The sequence below is a fragment of the Caldanaerobius fijiensis DSM 17918 genome (assembly GCF_900129075.1).
In the GTDB taxonomy this organism is placed as follows: domain Bacteria; phylum Bacillota; class Thermoanaerobacteria; order Thermoanaerobacterales; family Caldanaerobiaceae; genus Caldanaerobius; species Caldanaerobius fijiensis.
On record NZ_FQVH01000013.1, the window covers coordinates 39,217 to 61,548 of the forward strand.

Annotated in this window: 19 protein-coding genes and 1 riboswitch; of the genes, 7 read left to right on the forward strand and 12 right to left on the reverse strand. The window is 39.6% G+C overall.

All coding sequences use genetic code 11. The features are described 5' to 3' along the window. Window positions 1-34: 34 nt before the first annotated feature. From BUB87_RS06965 to BUB87_RS06975, 3 genes are all read left to right on the forward strand, one after another. Window positions 35-1,612: a spore germination protein gene (locus BUB87_RS06965; protein ID WP_084110996.1), complete on the forward strand. Its 1,578-nt coding sequence runs from the start codon at window positions 35-37 to the stop codon at window positions 1,610-1,612. Further along, window positions 1,609-2,799 (forward strand): Ger(x)C family spore germination protein, encoded by a 1,191-nt coding sequence (locus tag BUB87_RS06970; RefSeq protein WP_073343295.1) that lies wholly within the window; start codon window positions 1,609-1,611, stop codon window positions 2,797-2,799. The genes BUB87_RS06965 and BUB87_RS06970 overlap by 4 nt, the downstream gene beginning before the upstream one ends. A gap of 15 nt (window positions 2,800-2,814) precedes the next feature. After that, a complete protein-coding gene (locus BUB87_RS06975; RefSeq protein ID WP_073343299.1) occupies window positions 2,815-3,024 on the forward strand; it encodes a hypothetical protein in 210 nt (69 codons plus the stop codon). Further along, window positions 3,022-3,105: riboswitch (cyclic di-GMP riboswitch) on the reverse strand. It overlaps the preceding gene by 3 nt. A 37-nt stretch (window positions 3,106-3,142) precedes the next feature. On the opposite strand, the gene BUB87_RS06980 is transcribed toward BUB87_RS06975, so the two are convergent. The 8 genes from BUB87_RS06980 to BUB87_RS07015 all read right to left on the reverse strand — a co-directional run bounded on the left by BUB87_RS06980 (window position 3,143) and on the right by BUB87_RS07015 (window position 10,999). Next, a complete protein-coding gene (locus BUB87_RS06980; RefSeq protein WP_073343301.1) occupies window positions 3,143-4,174 on the reverse strand; it encodes a DUF4129 domain-containing transglutaminase family protein in 1,032 nt (343 codons plus the stop codon). After that, complete coding sequence (locus tag BUB87_RS06985) at window positions 4,161-5,279, reverse strand: TgpA N-terminal domain-containing protein (protein WP_073343303.1); 1,119 nt, start codon at window positions 5,277-5,279, stop codon at window positions 4,161-4,163. Before BUB87_RS06985 ends, BUB87_RS06980 begins: the two co-directional genes overlap by 14 nt. A gap of 15 nt (window positions 5,280-5,294) precedes the next feature. Continuing rightward, on the reverse strand, window positions 5,295-6,254 hold the full coding sequence (locus BUB87_RS06990) for a DUF58 domain-containing protein (RefSeq protein WP_159432375.1): 960 nt from the start codon (window positions 6,252-6,254) through the stop codon (window positions 5,295-5,297). A 181-nt stretch (window positions 6,255-6,435) separates the two neighbouring features. Next, window positions 6,436-7,383, reverse strand: coding sequence for an AAA family ATPase (locus tag BUB87_RS06995; RefSeq protein WP_073343308.1), 948 nt, complete (start codon window positions 7,381-7,383; stop codon window positions 6,436-6,438). Between the two features lie 101 nt (window positions 7,384-7,484). Next, window positions 7,485-8,027 carry an inorganic diphosphatase gene (locus tag BUB87_RS07000; RefSeq protein ID WP_073343311.1) on the reverse strand — a complete coding sequence of 181 codons (543 nt, stop codon included), beginning with the start codon at window positions 8,025-8,027 and terminating at the stop codon, window positions 7,485-7,487. A 56-nt stretch (window positions 8,028-8,083) separates the two neighbouring features. After that, window positions 8,084-9,112 (reverse strand): bifunctional heptose 7-phosphate kinase/heptose 1-phosphate adenyltransferase, encoded by a 1,029-nt coding sequence (locus tag BUB87_RS07005; protein ID WP_073343314.1) that lies wholly within the window; start codon window positions 9,110-9,112, stop codon window positions 8,084-8,086. After that, the gene (locus BUB87_RS07010; RefSeq protein WP_073343316.1) at window positions 9,109-10,092 is read right to left on the reverse strand and encodes a GSU2086 family protein; all 984 of its coding nucleotides are present in this window, start codon (window positions 10,090-10,092) and stop codon (window positions 9,109-9,111) included. Before BUB87_RS07010 ends, BUB87_RS07005 begins: the two co-directional genes overlap by 4 nt. Window positions 10,093-10,168: 76 nt before the next feature. Then, entirely contained in the window at window positions 10,169-10,999 is an 831-nt protein-coding gene (locus BUB87_RS07015; RefSeq protein WP_200792775.1) for an HAD family hydrolase, read from the reverse strand. Between the two features lie 217 nt (window positions 11,000-11,216). Between BUB87_RS07015 and BUB87_RS07020 the strand changes: the two genes are divergently transcribed. The 3 genes from BUB87_RS07020 (at window position 11,217) to tlp (ending at window position 13,774) form a co-directional block, all read left to right on the forward strand. After that, window positions 11,217-12,104 carry a DMT family transporter gene (locus BUB87_RS07020; protein ID WP_073343319.1) on the forward strand — a complete coding sequence of 296 codons (888 nt, stop codon included), beginning with the start codon at window positions 11,217-11,219 and terminating at the stop codon, window positions 12,102-12,104. Between the two features lie 253 nt (window positions 12,105-12,357). Next, complete coding sequence (locus tag BUB87_RS07025) at window positions 12,358-13,353, forward strand: Gfo/Idh/MocA family protein (RefSeq protein ID WP_073343322.1); 996 nt, start codon at window positions 12,358-12,360, stop codon at window positions 13,351-13,353. 133 nt (window positions 13,354-13,486) lie between these two features. Continuing rightward, on the forward strand, window positions 13,487-13,774 hold the full coding sequence (gene tlp / locus BUB87_RS07030; protein WP_073343324.1) for a small acid-soluble spore protein Tlp: 288 nt from the start codon (window positions 13,487-13,489) through the stop codon (window positions 13,772-13,774). 45 nt (window positions 13,775-13,819) lie between these two features. Here the strand turns inward: tlp and pepF are convergent, their stop codons facing one another. From pepF to BUB87_RS07045, 3 genes are read right to left on the reverse strand one after another with little or no spacing between them, the layout of a single operon-like run. Beyond that, window positions 13,820-15,613: an oligoendopeptidase F gene (gene pepF, locus BUB87_RS07035; RefSeq protein ID WP_073343327.1), complete on the reverse strand. Its 1,794-nt coding sequence runs from the start codon at window positions 15,611-15,613 to the stop codon at window positions 13,820-13,822. A 24-nt stretch (window positions 15,614-15,637) separates the two neighbouring features. Then, a complete protein-coding gene (locus tag BUB87_RS07040; protein ID WP_073343330.1) occupies window positions 15,638-16,072 on the reverse strand; it encodes a hypothetical protein in 435 nt (144 codons plus the stop codon). 10 nt (window positions 16,073-16,082) lie between these two features. Continuing rightward, entirely contained in the window at window positions 16,083-17,084 is a 1,002-nt protein-coding gene (locus BUB87_RS07045) for a helix-turn-helix transcriptional regulator (protein WP_073343333.1), read from the reverse strand. Window positions 17,085-17,238: 154 nt separating this feature from the next. Here BUB87_RS07045 and nifJ point away from each other — a divergent pair, with 154 nt between their 5' ends. Beyond that, the gene (gene nifJ, locus BUB87_RS07050) at window positions 17,239-20,763 is read left to right on the forward strand and encodes a pyruvate:ferredoxin (flavodoxin) oxidoreductase (RefSeq protein WP_073343335.1); all 3,525 of its coding nucleotides are present in this window, start codon (window positions 17,239-17,241) and stop codon (window positions 20,761-20,763) included. 207 nt (window positions 20,764-20,970) lie between these two features. On the opposite strand, the gene BUB87_RS07055 is transcribed toward nifJ, so the two are convergent. After that, the gene (locus BUB87_RS07055) at window positions 20,971-21,987 is read right to left on the reverse strand and encodes a DUF4932 domain-containing protein (RefSeq protein WP_073343338.1); all 1,017 of its coding nucleotides are present in this window, start codon (window positions 21,985-21,987) and stop codon (window positions 20,971-20,973) included. Window positions 21,988-22,332 lie beyond the last annotated feature (345 nt).

The following is a 22,332-nucleotide window of genomic DNA, read 5'->3' on the forward strand; positions in this document are numbered from 1 at the left end:
CTCACAAATAATATTTACGAGGTGATGCGATAATATGCCTAAAAAAACCATAAAACCCATTTCAGTTAAAGATTTTATTAGTAAAAAAGCTGGCGATACTGCTAACGACAACATCGCTCAGTATTTATCAAAGAATCTTAAAGTAAATATCGAATATCTTAAAAATTTATTTAACAGCGACACGGATATAGTATTCAGATATTTTACATTAGGCGATAAAAAAATAGATGCCGCTGTTATATTGATTGACGGATTTGTAGATAAAAAATCTATACAAAAAAATATACTCATACCTCTTATGAGTGCGGATTGCCATGGAGAAGATATTTTTAAAGCCATACAAAATCACCTGGTATCAATGGAAAACATAAAAGAAGAAAATGAGATAGAAAAACTAGAAGAAGCTCTTTTAAATGGAAATGTAATCCTGCTGATTGACGGCTATGATACCGCTATAGTCATAAGCGCGCAACAATGGGACATGAGAGGTATAGAAGAGCCTATAACTGAAGCTGTCGTAAGAGGACCAAGAGAGGGGTTGAACGAAAACTTAAAGACAAATATCACTCTCATAAGGCGAAGGCTAAGGACATCCAAATTGAGAATAGAAAGCTTCAAAATTGGCAGAGTCTCAAAAACAAATGTTGCGATAGTATATCTTGAAAATATCGCCACGGACGACCTCGTCAATGAAGTCAAAAACAGATTAAAGCGTATTGAAATCGATGGAATTCTTGAAAGCAGTTACATTGAAGAATTGATAACTGACGCCCCCTACTCACCTTTTCCCACCATCGAGCACACTGAAAGACCTGACAAAGTAGCAGCATGCCTTCTAGAAGGAAGAGTTGCTATATTGACAGATAACACACCTTTTGCCCTCATGGTTCCAGCCACATTCTTCCAGTTTCTTCAAGCGTCGGAGGATTATTATGGTTCATACGTAATATCGACTCCGATAAGGTGGATAAGATTTCTGGCTTTATTTATAAGCCTTTTTTTGCCATCTATATATATTGCCGCTACCACTTTTCATCCTGAAATGATTCCAACACAGCTAGCCGTTGCCATAGCAGCTCAAAGGGAAGGTGTACCTTTTCCTGCTATGGTAGAAGCGCTACTTATGGAAATAAGTTTCGAACTTTTAAGAGAAGCAGGTATAAGGCTTCCAAAAACCGTAGGGCAAACTATTTCCATTGTGGGAGCCCTCGTCATAGGAAATGCGGCCGTATCTGCAGGAATTGTATCACCTGCTATGGTTATCATCGTGGCGTTTACAGGCATTGCATCGTTTATGATTCCATCATATGCTTTTGAATTCACATTTCGTCTCCTGCGATTTCCATTAATGGTTGTCGCAAGTATGTTCGGGTTTTACGGCATCATCCTGGTTGCGATGGCCATATTGCTCCACCTAACATCGCTCAGGTCTTTTGGTGTACCTTACATGTCTCCATTAGCACCTACCGATATAGGAGATATTAAGGATACCCTTGTCAGAGCGCCTCGGTGGGCAATGAAGCGAAGGCCAACCCACATAGGCAAGAAAAATGAGAAACGAGAAGCGGACAATATCAAGCCACAAGCTGATAAAAGCGGTGATAAACAATGAAGAAAAATATGACCATAAGCATCATACTTGCAATCGCCCTTATGCTCTCAGGTTGCTGGGATAAAAGAGAGATAAACGAACTAGCCTTCGTTCAAGGTATCATCATAGACAAAGGACAGGATAACAACATAAAGTTAACACTGCATATTTTAAAACCGGCCGTTCTGGCACAATCGAAAGGCGGAAGCGAGAGCGGCGGCATGGGAGGGGGTGGAGGAAGCGCTGCTAAACCTTACCTGATAGTGTCGGAAGAGGGAGCTACTGTTTCAAAAGTCTTGTCTAAATTTAACCACGACCTATCCAGAGAATTATTTATACAACAAAATGAAGTATTGCTTATATCAGAAAAATTGGCTCGAAGCGGCTTAAAAGATATATTAGATGTTCTCACAAGAAAAAACGAATTCAGGAGGACCAGCTATCTCCTGATCTTAAAAGGCAATCCCGAAGACATTATAAAGCTTCCAGCAAACCTTGAAAAAATCCCTTATGGCGATATACTCGGTGCTGTAAAGAGATCTGCAAAGACATCAACAGCTTACGTAGTAAACGTAAACGACTTTTTTAAAGCTCTTACAGGAGGTGAAGGGATACAACCGATCATGGGTGTATTAAATATCCTCAAAAAAAGTGGTAAACCTAACGGTATATCAGTAAAAGACGCCGCAATATTTGACAAAGATAAATTTATAGGATATACCAACCCACTAGAAACATCAGGACTTCTTTTTATAAACAACAAGATACAAGGCGGTACTATAGAAGTGGAGCAAAGTTTAGAAGGCCACAAGTGCAAGATTACGTTAGGAATTGTCCGTTCAAAAACAGAGGTTAAACCTGTATTAAAAGGTAACAGGCTTTATATGGAAATATCGGTTACCACTGAAACAACCCTTGATGAACAGGAGACCACCGTGGATTTTACCAATTCCAAGATGATAAATAAGCTGGAACAGTTAGCAAACGATGCAATAAAGCATCGCATAGAGCTGGCTCTCAATAAAATTCAAAAAGACTATAAATCTGACGTTTTTGGTTTTGGTGAAAAGATACATAAGCGGTATCCATACATCTGGAAAAAGATAAAAAACAACTGGAAAGACCTTTACCCACATCTACCTGTAGAAATAAAGGTACACTCATGGCTTGCGCGAACAGGTATAACCAGTAAGCCACCAAAATTTTAAGGAGGTTGTTTTTATATGATATTAAATGCCATTTTAATTACCCTGCTCTATCTTATAGTTGCAGCGATCCAGGTCCCTCCTCTTGTAAAAAACAAAAAAATTAGAGAACTGGTGGCATACACACTAGTTCTCTCCCTGGCATACGTTTTGAGCATCATCCAGGTATTTGGAATAAGAATCAAAAACCCGGATCAGCTCATCACCTGGATCTCCAGGATTTTTTAATGCGTAGGTCGGTTGCACTATTGACTCCATATGGCTCAAGTGCCCATATACAAGCCATACTTCATCATCCCCTACACTTATAAAATATACCAGATATGCCAATATGTCAAGAGAAGATTCATTTTTTAACCATGCAATAAAATTTATGCACTATTTCTATATCTCCGGCTCGCAAATCTTTCGCATATCTTATCCTGTTAAATGCCGAAGCCACATCGCGAAAGTTTATCTCGTATTCCAGATGCTTTGAAACCCTATCAGCAAATTCCAAAACCGTTTCGCCCGTACGCTTTACAAAGCCTTTTTTTGCTAGTGCATGTAATATCCCTTCAAATTGCCATATAGCCCTTTCCCTTGGATCCATATGCGCTATAAGTTTCTTTTTCTTTATTATAATGCTTGATACTATTGAAACTATCAGTATAAAAAACAGGAAGATAAATATATACATGGCTTTAAGATTTGTTTTCCCGTTGTATTCGCTTTTACTTTTCAAGCGTGCAAAATCTTTTTTGTTTGCTGCTATATCGGTTTTGTTATCTTTCACATTGTGTTCACTATTATTATCTATCACAGAAGTCGATGGTGTAACGCTATTATTAGCATAAATATTCATGTACCAATCGGTCATACCATTAGGTCCTACCATCCATGGTGAATTGCTACTCGAGTAACTAGCCTCAAAATACAAAGGCAGGTAAAAGGGTGTGGGTTCGAAGTTTATCCAACCATAACCCGGGAAATATGCCTCAACCCATGCATGAGCTGATGCGTTGGTAACCGGTTTATAATCTTCTTTTATATTTTCATCACCAGTTGATTGGTACACAAAACCAGTCACATATCTCGCTGGAATACCTATACTTCTAAGCATGACAGTCATGGCTGACGCATAGTAAGTGCAGTAGCCCTTTTTTAAATCAAACAAAAAGTAATCGGTAAAATCCCTATTGGAAGGCGCCGCCGGAACATTTAAGTCATAACTAAATTGTCTGAGGTAAGTTTGTATAGCCATGGCCTTTTCAAAAGGCGAATCATATATACCAGTTAGCTGACGCGCTAAATCCTTTACTCTTTGCGGCAACTCCTCCGGGAGCTGTAGATATTTCTTCATGTCACTGGGTACTTTTAGAGATTTATAAGTTTTCATCTCCTTTGGATCTACTATAGGTTGAAAAAAATGTAACGGTATATTTAAAGCCGCTACTCACCTGGCCGTTATAGCGTAATTGCATGTCCTCATCGTTTATAAAAGTGCCATCAGGTATTTTTACATATATAGGTTGTAAAGCGCTAAAAAGCACGTTTGTCTTTATTTGACCCTCCATTATTTCAATAGAGATATTCCTACCTCTGACATTTTTACTATAGGTCAATGGTATGATTCCATCTCTGTTTACTGTCCATTTTTCATGGCTATTCTTCCATGTTTTTCCGTCATATGTATCGTAGACCGCACCTCTTAAATAAAGGCTTTCCGCGGTTGTCTTTACATAAAACACTACCCGATCGTCAGCAACAGCAGGCCCACCTAAGCGTTGAGGCCCCTCAGAAAAACCCGTAGTCGCAGGTCCTGCAATATCACCGCCGCGCCATGTCCTCACTATTGGAAACGTATCTTGAACCCATTGGTCAAGCGGTTGCCAGGAAACAGGCTTCACATTCACAGGCATAATGTGAAATGTACCCATTATTACCACAGACGCTATAAGTCCCCAACCGATTATACCTGTATCCACCACCTGATCAGGACACTTTGCTACCGCATAATATATCAGGCTCACGGCGATAAAATATAACATGTACGTATACGCATGGTCTACAAAACCATACCATTGAATAGCAAAAATACATATACCTGTGCCAACAGCTATATAAAATGCCTTCAATTTAACCACAAAAGCATATATCGTGAAAGATATCACAGCATACATAAATATAGAAAGCGGTATTATATAACTATTTATTTGTTCATTCCCAGATGCATAAGCAATAGACCAGTTTATGAAATTTTTTACATATTTTGATTTTTCCCCATACAAGTATGGATATGCCGTAAAAGCAAACACATAACCAGCTAAAGCAAGGCTATACCACGGGTATTTTAAAATACCCACGGCCAGCAGCACAAAGATTATTGTAAAAAACAACACGGCAACCGGTGCATAAGGCGATGCAAGGCCTTTAGATATAGACATATTTATTATAAATGCCATAGAAATCGATAAAATAAACATAATCCATTTCTTTGCCAATTTGTTACAACCCCTTTAGGTTTTTACATACAAAGTTTTTACATTTATGCCGCTGCTGTTTAAAAAAGTTATATCATTTAAATTCTTAGGTATTTTTTCTGTCCGGCATATTAAGAAAAGCATAACGCCAAAACCCTTGGCCTTTAGAAACATAAGTCTATTGATCAGATCTGTATCCAAATTTGGCGTAATTATCGATATAGAATTGCCTGTGTATGAAACACCCTCATGACTTTTTATAACATCTGAAATTTTTACATCCTCTTTGGGTTCTAGCAATATTATCTGATCCATCACATCTGTAAACTGGTAGAAACCTTTGGCTTCAATGACGTTCCTGGAAGTTATAACCTGTACCGGTATTCCCATATCAAAACAATACCTTATAAGCGATGCACAACATTCCATGGCCATCTCGTCAATCTTTTCATCAAGATAATGGTGCTCATATCTATCAAAAAAAATACTCATGGCATTGTCTGCTAATTGATCAAATTTTTTAACATATAGTTCAGCTTTTTTTGCAGATGTCCTCCAATGGATTTTTTTTAAACTGTCCCCGGATACATATTTTCTAATATCTGCTATACTGGTATAATCTTCATACATCTGGTCATTTACTGTAATTCTGCCAAACTGCTGATGGGCTTTCAATGGCAAGTTCTTCAGAGGTATAAGCCCTGGATATACCTTTATTTTTACGTACTCCTTTATATTTTGGGAATATGTGAAGATTCTAAAACCATCTTTCACATCCACTTTTATTGGCCCTAACCTATACACCCCATAACGAACGGGCACAAATTTTTTATCCACCACTCTGTTTTCCAGAGGATGTAAAGTAGAATCAAGCATCAAACCTAAAAAACTTTCGCTTATCGTCACATATGGATAAAAGACAGGATAAGTGTTCTTTACAGTCAATCTTATAATAGTCTCTTCACCAACAGTCAAGCGGTCTTTTTCAATTTCCAAACGACAGGTAATACCTCTGTACGACGTTATACACCATACTCCTGAAATCAAGATCGTAAACACATATATATAAAATAAGGAATAAGTAAAAGGCCCTCCTGTAAAAAGAGCTATCAAAAAAAGACATGCCATCAAGCAAAAGACATAAATATATCTTTTACGGAGAGGACGCCATAAGTTTTTAAGCATAATCTCTCACCACAGGAACACTAACTTCGTTTAACAATTCTTTTAAGAGCTCTTCATTATTCATACCTTTTAATCTGTATTCCGGCTTTAGTACTATCCTATGAGATAGTAGAGATATTGCCAGCAATTTTACGTCATCTGGTATCACATAGTCGCGATCGTTTATAAGAGCATTGGCTTGAGCTGCTTTCGCCAGCATAAGGGACGCCCTGGGACTTGCTCCTAGATAAACGTATTGATTATCTCTCGTCCTCTGCACGATATTCACAATATATGTGAGAATACTATCATGCACGTAAACCTGGCTCACGCTTTTTTTTAGCTCCCTAAGCTCTTCTACAGTCATGACCGGGGTAATTTCTTTTAGCACATCCTGTTCTATGAATCTTTTGATAATCGCCTTCTCTTCCCAGTGATCGGGATAGCCCATAGATATCTTCATCATAAACCTGTCCAGCTGAGACTCTGGCAAAGGATATGTACCTTCGTATTCTATAGGATTCTGTGTGGCCAATACCATAAAAGGATCGTCAACAGAATATGTATTGCCGTCCACCGTAACCTGCCCTTCTTCCATAACTTCCAACAAACTAGACTGGGTTTTAGGCGATGCCCTGTTTATTTCATCAGCTAATATTATCTGACTAAAAATAGGACCTTTTTTAAACTCAAAATCATGCGTTTTTTGATTAAATACTGACGCTCCTGTTATATCCGACGGAAGAATGTCCGGCGTAAACTGAATTCTGCTAAAAGAGCAGTTGAGCGATTTAGCAAGCGCTTTCACCAATGTGGTCTTACCCACCCCTGGCATGTCCTCTATCAATACGTGCCCACCGGATAAAAGAGCAATGATCATGAGCCTTATCGTTGATTCTTTTCCGACAATGACTTTCTGGATGTTGTTAATCAGTTTCGCTACATCAAATTTGTAACTTATAGTTCTCCCCCCTGTGTGACGATTTAAAAGCTACTGCTTTTACAAAATTATAGCACATTCGCCTGTAAAAAGCAAAAGGGCAACTATAACAGTTACCCTTGTTACGACTTATAATTATCTCCAAATTCTTTTTTATATCGCTCAATGGCCTTTCTTATAATCTCAATGGCTTCTTTTTTCCCATAAACCTCTTTGACGCTGGTTTCCTTATGCTCTAGTTCCTTATAAACCTCAAAAAAGTGGGATATTTCTTGCATGATATGGGGAGGCAAATCGTATATATCCTCATATACATTAAAAGCAGGATCTTTTACCGGCACAGCTATGATCTTTTCGTCTATATCCTCATCGTCTATCATCTTGATTGCACCAATAGGATAGCACTCAACCAGAATCAATGGATCCAGCTCTTCCTGACACAGTACCAGGACATCCAGTGGGTCTCCATCTTCAGAATATGTCCTGGGAATGAACCCGTAGTTAGCAGGATAATGGGTTGAGGTATACAAAATCCTATCCAGTTTTATATACCCTGTTTCTTTATCCAGTTCGTATTTTTTCTTGCTGCCCGCGGATATCTCTATAACAGCTATAAATCTTTCTGGTGCTATTCTATCGCTGCGTATGTCATGCCAGATGCTCATATCTAACCTCCTATGATTATTTTAACCATCCACGATTAATTTTATCATATTTCTTGCTAAATATCGACGAGTACGCTCCTGGCCCTTTCTAAAACCTGCTCAGGCGTAGCTACACCTGTAGTACCTATCTGCTGTATAGTTATTGACGCGACGATATTGCCTATTAAAGCCGCATCTTGAGGAAGCAAACCTGCACACATAGCTGCTACCGTGCCGGCAGTAGTACTATCACCGGCACCTACGATATCTATGGGGCCTTCTACTTTTATAGCAGGAACTTTTACAGTTTTTTCACCGCTGACGACCATCTGGCCTTTTTCACCCATTGTGATAAAAACTGTCCTGCCCGTTTTGTTCCCAAGCTTTTTAGCGTATTCTTCAACCTCATTTTCACTAATGTCATCAGCATTTTTGCCAAATACCTTCATGAGTTCATGGACATTACACTTAACCATTATGTCAGTAAAATCACCGATATACGCCCTGGAATCCGCATATATGATAAAGTCTTTTTTGTTACGTCCCAGCTCGGAAATTGCCTTTTTCACCCTAGCCGTTACCACGCCACAATCCTTTTCGGTCACCTGATCCAGCACTATCACGGCATCTACCAGAGGCGATAGATCGTAAAGCCTCTCTATCACCTGATCCTCCAATTCTTTAGGAGTCGGCGTCCAGTTCTTTATATCCAGCCTGTTCATTTCTGTTTCTACTCCATTTTCAAGGCTCATGGGTTTAGTATAAGTGGGCGTAACCCTATATGGAGTTTTAATAAGCCCACTGGTATCTGCTTTAATTGCTTTTAATCCCTTTTCCAGGTCGTACCCCTCGCCATCTTCGCCGATAATACCCAGTGTTATAACTCTTCCCACTCCCAATGCTTTCAAATTGTTAACCACCGTACCTGCAGCTCCAGGACTCAACCTCTTATTGACTACCTGGTACGCCGTAAGACCTGTTTCCAGGGACGGTTCATCCTTTGCTCTATCTACTATCAGGTATTTATCTAAGAAGTAATCTCCTACGACTAAAATAGAAATTTCGGGAAATTTTGATACCGTTTTTTCCACATCCTCATAAATCAATTGACTTCACCACTTTCTGCTTTTACTAATAATTTGCACGCCAGATTGCTAATTGTGGCCCTATGATCTCCTTGAATGTAATAGCTTTCTCCTCCATCACTGACAGTCCTGACCAGGATGGTCTTCCATGGTCTGAAATAATAGCGGGGATCAGATTTCGGCGGCTGTTCCCTATAATTCGTCTGTTCCAAAGGTAAAAGATCAAAGACCGCTGTGGTAAAATGAGCTATAGTACGCCCTTCCTGTAACGCTACATTCCGCGCCATAGACAATGCCTTTAAATACACTTCGGGCCCTGTAACCGCTGACCCAAAATCTATAAAAACCCCGCCTTCCAGATTAGTGATGGATTGAGCAAAAATGAGAAAATCGCGATAAGATGCTTCCCCCAGAGCAGCCCCATCGCAGTTAGGATGCTCGTGGATGATATCAAGACCTATACCCACATGGACTGTGACAGGAACCTGCATGCGATAGCCCGCTGCCAGAAGGCTTATATCTTTATAAGGGAAATTTCCGATTTCTATCATCTTTCCGATGGCTTCCCCCAGCCCAATCTTTTCTCTTACAGCCATCTTCGCCGCTTCGTTTATCTGTCCTGTTTCTTTCCAAAGGCCAAATTGCCCTTCCCTTATATACCTTGCCACGCTTTCTGTAGTGGCTCCGATCAAGCTGAATTCAAAATCATGTATAGCTCCAGCTCCATTCAGTGCAAAATGGGTTACAAGCCCTTTTTTCATCAACTCTATCAAAAAACGTGAAACCCCTGACCGTATAACATGGGCTCCCATCATAAATATCACAGCAGAACCCCTATCTCTGGCCTTCAATATGCGATCAACCAAAACGTCTATATGAGGATGATTGAATGCAGGTATCTCTCCATCTAGCTGAAGCATGCAGTTTAAATCCAGGTCATGTTCTCTCTCTGATAACGGTTTCAGTCTTAACTTGCTCCTATCAAACTCTTTATACGGCATTAGCCCTCCCCTTCTTTCTAAAAATTTTAATTGCGAATTAATCGTGCAGCGACTGCACAATAAACTTTAGCTGAGATCACGTAGGAAATAAATAATCGATAATATCCTGAGTCTTCCTGTAATCAGGTATTATTATATCGGCGCCTGCGTTTATCAACCTATTTCTTTTCCACTGATTAATACCTGCTCTGCGCACTTCGTCGGAGGCAACTCCCACTGCCAATCCTCCTGCGCTTTTTACATTTTCTATCTCCACAAAACCATCGCCAAATCCCAACAACTCATCGCCTGATAGATGATGCTTTTCTATCATATGCTGAATAACTTTAGCCTTTGAAAATAATTTATACTGATCTTGTGCGCCATATATACCGTCAAAGAACACATCGATGCCCAGGCTTCTGGCTTCATCCAGTACATAGGGCTCATCAGTACCACTGGCCAAATAAAGTACAAGTCCTCTTTCCTTTAATGCAGTTAACAGCTCAAAAGTACCAGGAACCACCATATCTTCAGGGGCAATCTTCCCGGATTTAAGGCCTTCTATCCTGTGGCGAATCCTCTCCATCAAACGCCTGTTATATTCCCTTTTATACTCTAAGGGATCCAGGGGCACCCCACCCCTTTTCTTCACCTCTTCTGCCAATTGTATCGCCTGATAAATGGTCTGTTTGCCTGTAAGCAAATCTACAAAATCTGTAACACACTTTTCTATGCTTTCTTCATCTTCAGCCAGAGGTGTTTCCTTTAAAACCTCCACAAAATAAGGGATCATAACACCCTGCCATCCTTCTCTTATAAGGCTTAACGTGCCGTCAAAATCAAAAATCGCCGATTTAAACTTTCCTCTTTTAACGTCATCATGAATAACCTCAATCTTCCAGTAAGGGTCCGGTGGATATGCCACTATAATCCTCCTTTTTATCGTTGATATGTAAACTACAAAATATATATAAATAATTTAATTAATACCCTATTTATTATACACCTTTAATATAATCCTGTCAATAATAACGTTTAACGAAAGGTTAATAAATGGAAAAGTTTTTTAAAATGGTGTATAATGAATGTTGTTGTATACAATCTCAGAAAATACAAAACAGACTTACAGGAAGGGGTTAACAATGAATAAAGGTTTTATTTATCTAACAATTACACTAATATTTTTTAGCTCTTATGAAGTGGTAGGAAGAATGCTTACGAACCTCGTAAATCCATATCAGTTAAACTTTATAAGATTTCTGATAGGAGGATTACTTCTTCTGCCTCTCGCTGTATATCATATAAAAAACAAAAAGATAAAGTTAGCCATAAAAGATATGCTCTATATATCTCTTATAGGCCTGGTAAATGTAGTTCTTAGCATGTCTTTCTTCCAAATAGGCATAAATGCCACGAAAGCTAGCCTTGCAGCTGTAATATTTAGCTCTAATCCTCTCTTTGTAATAATTTCAGCTCACTTTATCCTAAAAGAAAATCTAAATCTCGAAAAGATCTTAGGGTTAATCATAGGCATTGCAGGGCTTGTCATTGTCTTTTACAAAGACTTAAATATTAGTAAATCCTATACCTATGGGATTATCATGTTGATACTCGCTGCAATAACTTATGGAATTTATACAACTATGGGCAAAAAATTTTCTCAAAAAACCGACAGTGTAATAATGAATTCTCTGTCATTTATAATAGGAAGCTTGCTTTTACTGCCGATACTTTTAATAAAACATTATCCTATATTCTACGTGCCGTATAAGGCATTACTTCCTATGGCTTATCTCACATTTTTCGTAACAGGCATAGCCTATTACACTTATTTCGTGGGACTTATGTATATGGATGCAGGAGTGGGTTCCATGATATTTCTTATAAAACCTATCCTAGCCAGTCTACTAGCATGGATGCTTCTTTCAGAAAAAATATCCATGCAGTTTGCTATTGGAACACTAGTAATTTTGGCAGGCATTGCGATTGTTCAACACACAGATAAAAAAACAGTACAAGAGGATTACTGATGATGTGACTTCTCCTATCCCCTGAAGAAGATAGGTTTCTTTACAGTGTCCTGACATTAAAGCCGTTTGCTATTACAATTCCGCTTCCAATCTTTGCTGCAGTTTGGTTTGAAGGTATCGGCGGCGGTGTAGTGTTTCTTCTGTCGTAATCGGAATCTCAAAAATTAATTTGTCAAAATTAATTTGCTGCAGGAATTTTTCAATAAAAGTAGAATAATAGAGTGTAAACGATTAAACAGCGAGGAGGTATACCATGTTAAGAGTTGCTATGTTAAGCGGATGGCATGTTCATGCCAGAGGATATGCCAACGAGTTGCGTTCATTAGAAAACGTTAAGATTACTGCTGTTTGGGATGAAGAACCCGCCAGAGGCCAACTGTGGGCAGAGGAGCTGGGGGCTGATTTTGTTGCTGATCTGGAAACGCTTTTAAAGCGCGATGACGTAGATGCTGTTGCGGTTTGTACACCCACCAATATGCACAGAGATGTAATGGTAGCAGCAGCCAATGCCGGAAAGCACATCTTTACGGAAAAGGTCATGGCTTTGACAGTAAAAGAATGCCAGGATATCGCCGATGCTGTTAAAAGAGCCGGTGTAAAGTTCTGCATATCTTTCCCTCATAGAACAAGACCAGATCTTCTCTTCGCCAAAAAGGTCGTAGACGAAAAGATCATCGGAGACATAACGCTGTTGAGGATTAGAAATGCACACAATGGTGCCATAGCCAACTGGCTCCCCGATTACTTCTACGACCCTGTACTCTGCGGCGGCGGTGCTATGATTGACCTGGGAGCACACGGCATGTATCTCTCCAGGTGGTTAATGGGCACGCCCAAGAGGATTACATCTATGTTCAACAGCTTTACAGGTAAACCCGTTGAGGATAATGCCATATCCGTCATTGAGTTTGAAAATAAAGGTATAGCTGTTACAGAAACCGGGTTTGTTTCTACCAACAGCCCATTTTACATGGAGCTTAACGGCACAGAAGGTCATCTGTTTATAGGAGGACCTGACAACACTATAAAGCTCTTTTCCACTAAACTCAACGGTGGCGTACCGGGCTGGATAAAGCCAATACAATTACCTGCACCTCTTCCATCGCCTATCAAGCAATGGGTCAACGGTATATTAAACAATACCCCCATTGAATTTGGCCTGGAAGAAGGCATACAGCTTACAGAACTCATGGAAGGTGCGTACAAGTCATATAAAGAGGGTCGCACCGTAGAATTTCCAATTAAATAATTAAAGCATTTAGCACTTTAGGCTATTGGATACTCTCCAATAGCCTTTATATTTTTTTTATTTTGTGCATATTAATCATGTTTATGAACAATATAAATTTGGACCATTTAATTAATAAAGGAGTGTAATGGTTATGGCAAAACAAAGTAACCATATATCAAACCCACCAAAACCGGACGACCGCAGCGATAATGTAGAGAAATTACAGGATATGATTCACGACACAATAGAAAACTACAGAGAAGCAGAAGATTATTTAAAATTACACGCTGAAGAATTATCTCCCGAAGAAATAGCCAGAATAAAAGAAAAAAATCGCCGTAGACTAGAGAGCATCCATGGAATGCGGGACGAAATAATCGACGAAGTAGAAAGCGGTAATAGCATAGATGGAGAAAGGAAATCCAGAGGAGGTAGATAATTGTTTTATCTACCCTCCTTTTAGTGAAACTTACTCAAAAATAACCTATATCTCAATCTGTTCCATCTTATCAACCAATTCTCCAAATACCTTCAACGCATCGTGTACAGGCTGGGGTGTAGTCATATCTACTCCTGCTTTCTTTAAAAGCTCAATAGGATAATCGGTGCTTCCACTCTTGAGAAATTCTATATACCTATCCACAGCTGGCTTGCCCTCTTGCAGGATGTGTTGAGATATGGCTATGGCTGCGGAGAAACTGGTGGCGTACTTGTATACGTAAAAACTCCTGTAAAAATGCGGTATCCTGGCCCATTCCAGCGCAATTCTATCGTCTGTAATCACATCCGGACCAAAGTATCTGGCATTAAGATCTTTATATATGCTGCATAGTAAATCAGGGGTCAGAGGAATACCTGATTCAGCCTTTTCGTGGACTATCTTTTCAAACTCAGCAAACATGGTCTGTCTGAAAACAGTGCCTCTGAACTCTTCTAAATAATGGTTTATCAAGTACAACTTTTCATTTTTATCACTGGTTTTTTCCAGCAAATAATGAATCAAAAGGGCTTCGTTCAACGTTGATGCTACTTCAGCCACAAATATCCTGTAATTAGCGTATATATACGGCTGAGAACTGTTGGAATAATAAGTATGAAGGGCATGCCCCATCTCATGAGCCAATGTAAAAACGTCGTCAAGAGCTCCCTGGTAATTTAAAAGCACATATGGATGAACGCCGTAACAGCCCCATGAATAAGCGCCGCTAGTCTTGCCCTGATTTTCGAATACATCTATCCATTTACTATTAAAACCTTTTTCCAGCAATCCAATGTACTCACTGCCCAAAGGTGTAAGACCATTTTTCACTATATTTGTGGCTTCCTCATAAGGTATCTCTTTCTTCACGTCCTTTACCAGTGGCACATACACATCATACATGGCCAGCTGGTCGAGCTTTAAAATCTTCTTTCTCAATGACATATACCTGTGTAAAAGCCCCAGATTACTATTGACCGCATCAATGAGACCATCGTAGACACTTACAGGAACATTGTCATCATCCAGAGATGCCTCCAGTGACGAATTGTACTTTCTTACCCTGGCATAAAATATATCCTTTTTCACACTGTAACTATAAGTGGTCGCCAGGGTGTTTTTCAGCTTACCATATGTATCATAAAGGGCTTCATAGGCATCCTTTCTAACTCTCCTATCATGGCTCTTTAAAAGCTGTATATATCTGCCCTTGGTTAGTTCTATATCCTCACCGGTCTCATCTTTTATCACAGGGAATCTTATATCAGCATCGTTTATCATGGTAAATATAGTATCAGGGGCTTCGGTTACCTCTCCTGCCATAGCGAGGAGCCTTTCTTCTTCTGCTGATAGAATGTGGTCCTTCTGCCTTATAAGTTCGTCAATATATCTTTTGTAAAGTTTCAATTCTTCTTTTTCTTCAATATACTTATAGAGTACCTCAGTTGGTTTTGAAAGCAGCTCAGGAACTACAAAAGATAGCTCACTCTGCACTTCAGCGATCATAGCCATGGCCCTGTCGGCCAGCGCCTGGTAAACCGTATTGTCGTTATTTTCATCTCTCCTCATTCGAGCATATGTAAACAACTTCTCAGCTATCATGCTTATATCGTCTTTTAACTTCAATACATCATATACCGCTTGAGCAGAATCTATCTTGCCCTTGTATTTTTGGATGTCCGGCAGCATCGCCTTTAACTTTTTAAAGTCACTCTCCCACAACTCGTCGGTAGCATAAATATCCTCCAATTGCCACTTATACTTAGCATCAATCTCCTCTCTCGTTGGTAACCTCTTCAATTGAATCACCTCTCTACAAAATTTTTAAACCAGCCTTATCTTGATTTTAGTTTTACCCTGTGCACATATGTCTACCATATCAAATTTCCCAGCATGCCTGAGATGCCACAATATGGCTCTAAGATCCCGCGGATCTATGTCCTCTAATATCTTTCTGGCATCATCGGGCATATACCTTTGAAATATACACATAAGCTTAAAGCCTACCAAAAACAATGCATTTAATAAAAATAACGGAATTGGAGGCAGATTTAACCTGAACTTAGAATCAACATCTTCTATATATAATTTCAAGCCATGGCTTTTTTGCCCCAACCACTGCCGCCGGCGCGCAGGCAATATCTCTCTCTTGCTGATAAGAACCCGTTTGCTGTCAATCAACCTCTTTATAGCCGCAATACCTTCCTCAGGCTTTATCTTGCCTCTTTCAATGAGTTTGAGGACATCATAGACTTCCATAACCATCCCCCTATTTACAATATACCTCTTTCATAGCACTGATCTCCTTCTGTATAGCATCAATCAACGCTGGAGGCTCTAAAACCTTGGCCTGACTGCCATAACCCAATATCCATCGCATGATCTCCTCATATGAAGATACCTTTTTCTCAAATATTATATTTCCATCTCCATTGTCTACAATTCTATCAGCTCTATGCCTTTCATATTCCTTTACAAGCCTGGCCGCATCTCCTTTGAATAGCACCTTTACAGTAACCACTTCCTCCCCTTTTAATATATTCCATACATAATTATTATACTTATTTCTATCAAATTTCTCTGAGACCTCAAAATTTTTATCAAGGATCTCTATTTCCAATATCCTCGATATCCTGAAGTCCCTTATATCGTTATGTACTTTGCAAAAACCTGCAAGGTAGAAATAACCATCCTTATGATAAATAATATAAGGGTCAACCTCTCTATAGCTAATCCTATTAGAACTAAAGGAATAATACTTCATCTTTACACTTCTTTTCTCGCTTATAGCCCTATATAGCGTATTTATTAAATCCATAGAAACCTCATTGTCAATATTCTTGTCCTCTTCTACCACAAATCCTTTATAGAGTCTTTCAATAAAATCCTGATAGACCGAAGGCAGTGATCTTATCATCCTATCAATAAGCTGATATGCCGTTTTCCCCAGGTCATCGCGGAAATTTTTTACACTCTCCCTTATGAAATACAAAGACAGTAATTCATCGAAATTTAATATGACGTTCTCCATCTTAAATCCATCTAACATGTAAACAGTTCCCTTTGAAGGGTTCTCATCTTCACAAATTGGAAAGATGAGAGATAGGTTATCAATATCTCTTTTTATAGTACGCTTGTTGACTATTTCACCAAATTGAACCGCTAGCTTTTCACTGATATCTGAAACCGATAACCAATCCTTTTCCCAGGAAAGGATTGTCAATATCTTCCATTGCCTTTCTATTTGAGTACTTTCAATGGCCTTTGCCAACCCCTTCACCCCTGGAATGCAATTTACAATTATATTTTACCATTAGCAAAAATATTTTACAATAATACCTTCATCCATGTATTATTTTTCATAAAATAAAAAACAATAAGTACTGAACTTGAACAAGTACGTTAGGCATGAGGAGGATGAACTAATGCCAAATAACATGAAAGCAATGGATGGAAACACCGCTGCAGCTTATGTGGCCTATGCTTTTACAGAAGTTGCAGCTATATACCCCATCACCCCATCGTCACCCATGGCGGAGCTAGTAGATGAATGGAGCGCCAAAGGCTTAAAAAACATTTTTGGACAGGCCGTAAAGGTAGTGGAAATGCAATCAGAAGCAGGTGCTGCTGGAGCCATGCACGGTTCATTGCAGGCAGGAGCATTAACGACCACTTTTACTGCGTCACAGGGCCTTTTGCTCATGATACCCAACATGTATAAAATGGCTGGCGAATTGCTACCGGGCGTATTCCACGTCAGCGCCAGGTCAGTAGCGACTCACGCCTTATCAATTTTCGGCGATCACTCCGATGTCATGGCATGCAGACAAACAGGCTTTGCCATGCTATGTTCATCCAATGTACAGGAAGTAATGGATTTAGGAGGCGTTGCTCACCTAGCCGCTATCAAGAGCAGAATCCCATTTCTTCACTTCTTCGATGGATTCAGGACATCCCATGAAATACAGAAAATCCACGTAATTGATTACCACGACTTTGCAACATTGGTGGATTACAATGCGGTCAATGAGTTCAGAAACAGGTCTTTAAACCCCGACCGTCCTGTAATAAGGGGATCGGCTCAAAACCCTGATATATTCTTCCAAGGGCGCGAGGCATCCAATAGGTTCTATGATGCCGTGCCTGATATCGTGGACTGCTATATGAACGAAATTGCAAAAATCACAGGGCGCACATACAAGCCTTTTGACTACTACGGTGCCCCTGATGCCGAAAATATAATAATCGCTATGGGTTCTGTATGCGATACTATCGAAGAAGCCGTAGACTACCTTATGGGTAAAGGTGAAAAAGTGGGAATTGTAAAAGTAAGGCTATACAGGCCGTTCTCTTTAAAGCATTTCTTTAATGTTATACCTCAAACAGTAAAGAAGATAGCCGTACTTGATAGGACAAAAGAACCCGGTTCACCAGGAGAACCCTTGTACCAGGATATAGTTAATGCTTACAACAATGTACCCAACAAACCCCTTATCATAGGCGGCAGATACGGTCTTGGCTCCAAGGATACACGTCCTTCCCACATCATAGCCGTTTTCGACAACCTAAAAGCGCCAAGCCCTAAAGACCGCTTTACCATAGGTATAGTAGACGATGTAACCCACACCTCACTGCCAGAAGCGGATGTGCATATCGTGCATGAAGGTACTACAAACTGCAAATTTTGGGGCCTGGGTTCTGATGGGACCGTTGGCGCCAATAAAGCAGCTATAAAGATAATCGGCGATAACACTGACCTCTATGTACAGGGATATTTCTCATATGACAGCAAAAAGTCCGGGGGAACCACCGTATCCCATTTGAGGATAAGCTCCAAACCCATTAAATCTCCGTACCTGGTGCATAGTGCTGATTACGTAGCTTGCCATAACAAGTCCTTTTTATACCACTATGACCTATTAAAAGGGCTCAAACCCAACGGGGTATTTGTTCTGAACTGTCCCTGGAAGCCTGAAGAGCTGGATGAAAAGCTACCTGCCCGTATTAAGAGGTATATTGCTCAAAACAACATACAGTTTTACATCATCGATGCAGTCAAAATAGCAAGGGAAATCGGCCTTGGGGGCAGGATTAATATGATCATGCAGGCGGCTTTTTTTAAGCTGGCCAATATCATCCCCATAGACCAAGCAGTTAAGTACCTCAAAGATTCTGTAGTAAAAAACTACGGCAAAAAAGGGCAAAATATCGTGGAAATGAACTGGAAGGCTATCGATCAGGGTATAAGCGCCCTGTCAAAAGTAAATATACCTGATAGCTGGAAAAACGCTCAAGAAGATGAGGTTCCTGTAACTGACGAACCAGACTTCGTAAAGAATATCCAGCGGCCCATGTCCAGGATGGAGGGCGATGACCTGCCTGTCAGCGCTTTTTCGGGTATGGAAGACGGCACCTTCCCTCCGGGCACCACTGCTTATGAAAAGAGGGGTATAGCCGTTATGATACCTGAATGGCAGATCGATAAGTGCATACAATGCAATCAGTGCTCCTATGTCTGCCCCCATGCGGTTATAAGGCCGTTCCTGTTAAATGAAGAAGAACTAAAAAAGGCACCGGAAACTTTTAAGACAAAACCCGCTGTCGGGCGGGGCCTTACAGGGCTTCACTATCGCATACAGATGAGTCCGCTGGACTGCACAGGCTGCGGCAACTGCGCCGATGTATGCCCCGCACCTGGCAAAGCCCTTGTGATGATAGACGCTGAAAAACAAATCGAAAACGAAGCAGCCAACTGGGAATTCGCTACCACCCTAACGACAAAAGACAACCTTATAGACGTAAATACTTTAAAAGGCAGCCAGTTTGCAAAACCTTTATTTGAATTCCACGGGGCATGCCCGGGCTGCGGCGAAACATCATACATAAAGCTCATAACTCAACTGTACGGTGACAGGATGATGATAGCCAATGCCACAGGCTGTTCTTCCATATACGGCGCCAGCGCACCATCTATCCCCTATACCGTCAACGGCCAGGGTAAAGGTCCAGCATGGGCCAACTCATTGTTTGAAGACAACGCCGAATACGGCTACGGCATGTTTTTGGGTGTCCGCCAGATAAGAGAGAGGCTCAAAGAGCTTATGATCCAGGCACTAAATATGCCCATTAGCGATGAACTGAAGGAAGCCTTTAAACAGTGGCTAGAAGGCATGAACGACGGAAATGCGTCCAAAACGGCGTCAGCCAGAATACTCCAGATACTTCAAAATTATAATTATACAGGAAATGCAGTGCTGGGGGAAATCATGGCTAAGAAGGATTTCCTCATTAAAAAATCCCACTGGATAATAGGCGGAGACGGGTGGGCCTATGATATCGGCTACGGGGGATTGGATCACGTCCTGGCATCGGGGGACGACATCAACGTACTGGTCCTGGATACAGAGGTCTATTCCAACACAGGAGGTCAATCCTCCAAGTCAACGCCTACAGCGGCTGTGGCCAAATTTGCGGCAGGAGGCAAAAGAATAACCAAGAAAGACCTCGGCCTCATATTCATAAGCTATGGCTATATATATGTAGCTCAAATAGCTATGGGAGCCGATATGAATCAGGCCATAAAAGCTATAATAGAGGCAGAGAGCTATAAAGGTCCATCACTCATCATCGCCTACGCCCCCTGTATCAACCATGGTATAAAGACAGGCATGGGCACCAGCATAGCAGAAGAGAAAAAAGCCGTTCAAAGCGGATATTGGCACCTGTACAGGTACAATCCTATGCTTAAAGAACAGGGCAAAAATCCTTTTATACTGGATTCAAAAGATCCCACAGGATCTTTTCAGGATTTCCTGAAAGGGGAAATACGCTATTCATCACTGATGAACGTTGCCCCTGATATCGCACAGCAGTTATTTGAAGAAGCAGAGAAACACGCCAGAGCACGTTATAATACATATAAAAAACTATCGGAACAATCATACGTTTAAAATAAAAAAGTGAGCTATATGTTAAAAATATATAACTTGCATCTAACCAGATAAAAACAAGTCCATATCTTGAATTACTATGTAAATTAAGATATGGACTCTATTTTATGATTTTTATTGTTGTGGATAACTTGTTGATAAAATCGTTAAAAATGGCTTAAATATATAGCTTCACTTGTTACCAACACTATGTAATCTTGCGATTAATTAATCATGCATATAAATTTCTGAAAAAAATTTTATAATTTCTCTATAAAACTCTTTAAATGTCGGATATATGTTTCTATGATTTTCATAATGTTCTAATAGCTTACATAGTTCTTTTATATAAATAAAGCCGTTTTTAACTTCGTCCTCAAGAAGCGTCTTGCCTTCATCAGAATCTATATGTAAGCAAATCAACCTTACGGTTATAGCTCTTACAATATGTTCATTTACACAGGTCTCCCAAGTAGAATAAGCCAGCTTGTCCATTGTTTCTTTTATTGGGTCAAACATTTTGTTATATTGACTTACTTGCTTCCAATTCTCTTCTGTTATGGGATTTATATAAGAATGACTAAATTCATGCCAAAGAAGATTTATTAACAGTTCTTTAGTTATTCTATCTTCTACATGACTTGCGTTTAAAATTGCATAAATATGTTCTTGCCCCTCATTATCTTTTATTTGATGTCCATAATTTCCGTTTGAAAATAAAGGAACAAGGATTATATTATAACTCCCTTTTCCATATCCATAATAATCCTCTAAAATACTAATGTAATCAAGGTTATTAATCTTTTGCATAACAGACGATATTACTTGTTTATAAAAGATTTGATTATTATTATCTTCAAAAAAACTTATAAACTGTGTTTTCTCTGAAAAATCCCTAAGCAAGTCTATAAAATTTTCAAGTTTTTCTCTTCCGCCTGCCCTTCTAATGACATACTCATCAAAAGGAAATTTTTCTTTTAGCAATGGGGGATTAGAAAGATATAAAATTGATGCTGGGGGAGCATCAAAATTAAATCCATTTAAGCTCATATCATCAAATAGATTAATAATTGCATGATTCTTATACTGCTGAAAGTAGTCCATTACCCTGTCTGTATAAATGTCTCTTTCCCTGGTTACTAAACCATAAAATCTATCAGCATATTTACTAAAGTACTGTACTATCGCTAAAAGTTCCATACGTGGGTCAATTGTGATATTTAATTTACCCAGCTTCTCATTCATTTCTTCTCCCTCCTCGTATAATATGATTTGTAATCAACCAAAAAGGTCGACCTTTAACAAGATTAATAAAGATCTTTGATATTTAAATATTGTTTCTTTAAATTTCACCATGATTAAATCTATCAAGTGCCACTTGATACTTATGCATACATCGCATAGCTACTACCCATGTTTGGGAAGATGGGTTGTCAAGCCCGAACGCAGTGAGTTCATTTTAGGCTTGACTACTCATCGACCAAACATATAATCCTCTCTGCGATGTATGCTCGATTGCTGCATTTTGTATTGTAGTACACGTATTCCCTCTTTCTTCTTCAGGTTGTCTCTGTTAAACTATCTCTAGGA